4 protein-coding genes and 1 riboswitch are annotated in these 4,609 nt (G+C 72.7%); of the genes, 3 read left to right on the top strand and 1 reads right to left on the bottom strand.

Translation table 11 applies throughout. From position 1 onward, the window contains the following. The coding region (locus OZN99_RS25970; protein ID WP_333779774.1) for a DUF1194 domain-containing protein at positions 1-271 on the bottom strand (271 nt) is incomplete at its 3' end. Here OZN99_RS25970 and OZN99_RS25975 point away from each other — a divergent pair. The 3 genes from OZN99_RS25975 to OZN99_RS25985 all read left to right on the top strand — a co-directional run bounded on the left by OZN99_RS25975 (position 249) and on the right by OZN99_RS25985 (position 4,501). Further along, the gene (locus tag OZN99_RS25975) at positions 249-1,223 is read left to right on the top strand and encodes a Bug family tripartite tricarboxylate transporter substrate binding protein (protein WP_270938132.1); all 975 of its coding nucleotides are present in this window, start codon (positions 249-251) and stop codon (positions 1,221-1,223) included. The two genes, OZN99_RS25970 and OZN99_RS25975, sit on opposite strands and share 23 nt — an antisense overlap. A 226-nt stretch (positions 1,224-1,449) precedes the next feature. Beyond that, positions 1,450-2,070 carry an exopolysaccharide biosynthesis protein gene (locus tag OZN99_RS25980; protein WP_270938133.1) on the top strand — a complete coding sequence of 207 codons (621 nt, stop codon included), beginning with the start codon at positions 1,450-1,452 and terminating at the stop codon, positions 2,068-2,070. 77 nt (positions 2,071-2,147) lie between these two features. Further along, a riboswitch (cobalamin riboswitch) is annotated at positions 2,148-2,405 on the top strand. A gap of 146 nt (positions 2,406-2,551) precedes the next feature. Then, the gene (locus tag OZN99_RS25985; protein WP_270938134.1) at positions 2,552-4,501 is read left to right on the top strand and encodes a TonB-dependent receptor plug domain-containing protein; all 1,950 of its coding nucleotides are present in this window, start codon (positions 2,552-2,554) and stop codon (positions 4,499-4,501) included. The last annotated feature ends 108 nt before the right edge of the window (positions 4,502-4,609 follow it).

Consider the following 4,609-nt stretch of genomic DNA (forward strand, 5'->3'; position numbering starts at 1 on the left):
CCGACCACAGCAGCAGCGCCACCGCCGCCGCGCCGCGCGGGCCGGAGGACGCTGCCGCCAGCACCGCCGGGTCGCGCAGCGCCGCGGCGGTGCCGCCGGCCATCAGCGCGAACTCCTCGAAATCCACGCTGGCCGAGACATCCATGGCCAGGCAGAGGGCGACGTCCACGGGCTCCATCGCGCGCTTTGTTGCAAAGCGGCGGCTTTCCCGCCATCTGCTTTCCCGGACAACGCCGGGGGGCAGAGAGATGATCGGGCGTCGCACACTCATCGGGACCGCCGCGGCGGGGGCGGGCCTGCTCGCAGCCCCGGCGCTGGCGCAAGGCGCCTGGCCGAACCGCCCGGTGCGCGTGATCGTCCCCTTCACCCCCGGGGGCGCCACCGACGGCATGGCCCGCGTGACCGCCGGCAAGCTGCAGGAGAAGCTCGGCCAGCCCTTCATCGTCGAGAACCGCGCCGGCGCCAACGGCGCGGTCGGCGGCCGCGCCGTGGCCGAGGCGGCGCCGGACGGCTACACGCTGTGCTTCTCCGCCTCCATCCAGATCCTGGCACGGCTGGTGATGCGCAATCCGGGCTATGACCCGGTGGCGGACCTCGCCCCGGTGGCGCGCGTCGGCCAGGGCCCGCTGCTGCTCGTGATGAACCGCGCCCGCCCGCCGCAGACGCTGGCGGAGCTGCTGGCCGCGGTGCGCGCCAACCCGCGCGACTGGCCCTTCGCCGTCTCCTCCCTCGGCGCCGCCGGCCACCTCGCCACCATCGAGTTCACCCGGCAGGCCGGGGTGGAGCTGACCCATGTGCCCTATCGCGGCACCGCCCCGGCGCTGACCGACGTGGTGGCCGGCAACGTCCAGCTGATGTTCGACCCGATCCTGGCCACCCTGCCGCAGGTGCGGAACAACAACGTCCGCGGCCTCGCCATCACCGCGTCCCGCCGCAGCCCCGCCGCGCCGGAGATCCCGACCGCCGAGGAAGCCGGGATGCCCGGCCTCGACATCCAGTCCTGGTGGGCGCTGTGGGGGCCGCGCGCCCTGCCGGCCGAGATCACCGCCCGCATCGGCGAGGTGCTGCGCACCGGCATGTTCGAGGCCGATGTCCTGCAGCGCGTCGGCACCCTCGGCATCGAGCCGCTGGCGGAGATCGGCCCCGACTTCGCCGCCTTCATCCGCCGCGACTTCGAGCGCAGCGACCAGCTGCTGCGGATCGCCAACTTCCAGCCCGAATAGGCTTGCGCTCCTCGCGAGGGTGTGAACCGCCCCCTGTCGGCCGGCCCGCGCGCATGCTAACTATCCGTCTCGGGGAGCGAGCGCGGCCGCACGCCGCCAGGTCTGGAACAGGGAGTGGCGGACCATCGACGGCCTGCGCGACGCGCCGCATGCGGGGCATGCGAACGCCGGTGCCATCCCGGCTGACACATCGGGCGCATCCGCCAACCCCGCGGCTGCCGCGCCGGTGAGTGCCGACGCCATCCATGCCGAGAATACCGCGCCGATCTCGCGCATCGTCGCGGAGGTGGCGGCCGCCTTTCCGGGCGAGCGCATCACCCTCGGCGAGATGGCGGAAGCCTTTGGCGACCGCGCCTTCGGCCTTCTGCTGCTGCTGCTGCTCCTGCCCGGCCTGCTGCCCGGCATGGCCAGCGTCTTCGGCACGCCGCTGCTGATCCTCGGCATCCAGATGGGCCTCGGGCTGCGGGTGCCGAAGCTGCCGGGCATCCTGGCGCGGCAATCCATCAAGCGGTCCGACCTGCTGCGGCTGGCCTCCGCCTCCTCCAAGGGGCTGGCGAAGATCGAGCGCTACGTCAAGCCGCGCCCGGGCTTCTTCCTGACCCCGCCCGGGGAGCGGATCATCGGCTGGCTGACGGCCTATGTCGCCATCATGCTCATCCTGCCCGGCCCCGGCACGAACGGCCCGCCAGCCTTCGGCAACATCGTCATGGCACTGGGCCTGATCGAGCACGACAGCAAGGTGGCCGGCTGGGGCGTGGCGCTGACCATCGGCGGCTGCGTCTTCGCCACCGTGGTGCTCGGCATCCTCGCCTGGCTCGGCTTCGAGGCGTTGAGCTGGCTGTTCTGACGCCCTCACGCGCCGGGCGGGCCATCCAGCCGCTTGGCCGCGCGCCGGCTCTTGGCGCCACTGTCAATCCGACGTTACAGTGACGGCCATGCGCCGGTGGCCCGCAAGGGCTGAAACGGGAACGCGCGAAGGATCCGACGCGATCGCGTAGCGACCGGAGGTCGCGAAGCGTGAATCGCGGAGGCAAGTCCAAGTCCGCGGCTGCCCCCGCAACTGTAGGCGGAGCCGTCCTCTCCACACGCCATTGGGCCATCGGCCCGAGAAGGCGGAGGGGACCCCGGGGATCACCCCGGCACTCCGCGAGCCAGGAGACCGGCCGGCGCAGAGACGTCCCGCGCGTGCCGGGCGGGGTGCACCGGCGCAACGGAGCGACAGCCGTCCGCGAGGGCGGCGCTCGCCTCCGCCTGCGGCGACGACGCCAGCCGTTCCGGTGCGGGCAACCGCATCGGGGCATTGTCGTCACGCCGCACGGAGGACACCGATGCGACGCCTGCTGCTTGCAACCGCCGCGATGGCCCTTGGCCTCGCGCCCCACATGTCTGCACGGGCCCAGGGCACACCGCCCGAGACCGTCGTCACCGCCACCAGGATCCCCACGCCCGCCGAGCGGGTGCCTGCCGCCGTCACCGTCATCACCCGCCAGGACATCGAGCAGCGCGGCTACCGCACCCTGGCCGAGGCGATGCGCTCGGTGCCCGGCGTCCGCCTGGTGCAGGCCGGCGGCCCCGGCCAGCAAGCCAGCGCCTTCCTGCGCGGCAGCGCCTCCCGCCAGGTGCTGGTGCTGCTGGACGGCGTGCCGCTGAACGACCCGTCGGAGCCGAACGGCGCCTTCAACTTCGGCAACGAGCTGCTCGGCGACATCGAGCGCATCGAGGTGGTCCGCGGCCCGGCCTCCTCGCTCTACGGGTCGGGCGCGATCGGCGGCGTGGTGAACATGATCAGCCGCCGCGCGCCGGCCGGCACGCGGCTGCAGCTGTTCGGCGAGGCCGGGCTCGGCACCCAGCGCAGCGCCGAAGGCACGCTCGGCATCGCCGGCACGGATCCGCGCTGGAACTACCTGCTGATGGGCCAGGGCGCCTCGACCCGCGGCTTCGACGCCACCGCGCCGCGCTTCCTGTCCAACACCGGGGAGCGCGACAGCTTCCGCGGCGCCGTCGGCACCGCACGGCTGGGCTTCCGCCCCGACGCGAACACCCAGGGCGAGGCGCTGCTGCGCTTCCGCGAGACCCGGACCAACCTCGACAACATCCCGCGCGACGACCCGAACAACGAGATCACCGACCGCCTGCTCTACGGCCAGGCCCGGGCCGAGACGACGCTGCTGGACGGCGCCTGGACCAGCGGGCTGCGCGCCTCCTTCACCGGCGCGAAGCGGCGCAACCTCAACCTGCCGGACGGCACGACCAGGACGACCACGGACGACATGTTCCGCGGCGACCGGCAGGGCTACGAATGGGCGAACCAGTTGCGGCTCGGCGGCTTCGGCCCCGCGCAGGACGTGAACCTGTTGTTCGGCGTGATCCACGAGATCGAATCGACCGACAGCCGCTCCGGCACGCTGCCCTTCCAGGTGGTGACGGACGCGACGGCGCGCAGCACCGCCTTCAACCTCTCGGCCCAGGCACGGCTGCTGGACCGCTTCGACATCACCGCCGGGCTGCGCCAGGACGAGGCGGCGGACTACGACGGCTTCACCTCCTGGCGGCTGGGCGGCGTGCTGGCGCTGCCGGAATTCAGCTCGCGCGTCATCCTCTCCGCCGGCACGGCCTTCAAGGCGCCGTCGCTCTACCAGCGCTTCGGCACCATCGGCCGCAGCTTCCGCGGCAACCCGGACCTGAAGCCCGAGGACTCCTTCAGCTGGGAAGCCGGGCTGGAATCGGACATCGCGCTGTTCGGCCGCGGCGACTTCGCCACCGCCGGCGCAACCTGGTTCCAGACGCGCTTCAACAACCTGATCAACTTCAACGCCGCCTTCTCCAGCCTGGAGAACGTGGACGAGGCCGAGGCGCAGGGCGCCGAATTCCATCTCACGCTCCGCCCGGCCGGCTGGCTCGAGCTCTACGGCGCCTGGACGATCACGCAGACGGAGGACCGCAGCACGGGCCTGGCGCTGCCGCGGCGGCCGCGCAACGTGATCACCGCGAATGCGCGCATCGCGGTGGACCGCGTGGTGGTGGTGCCGGAGGTGCTGTTCACCGGCCCCTCCCCGGAAGGCGCCTTCGCCGCCTATCGCGACAACGGCACCGCCTTCGTCACGCAGACCTACAACAAGTCCGGCACGATCCTGAACCTGACGGCGAGCCTGCAGGCCACCCCGGCGATCGCCGTCTTCGCGGAGGGGCGCAACCTGACGAACAGCCGCTTCGAGCCCGCGAACGGCTTCGTCACCCCGGGCCGCAGCCTGCTGGTCGGCACGCGCTTCGTGTTCTGACCGCGCGCAGCCCCTCTCCCCAGCTTCTTCTCCCTCTCCCCCCAACAGGGGGGAGAGGGTCGGGGTGAGGGGCGCCCCCGCCGCCGCTACGCCGCCTTCCGCCACCCC

The sequence above is a fragment of the Falsiroseomonas oryzae genome (assembly GCF_027856955.1).
GTDB classification, from domain to species: domain Bacteria; phylum Pseudomonadota; class Alphaproteobacteria; order Acetobacterales; family Acetobacteraceae; genus Falsiroseomonas; species Falsiroseomonas oryzae.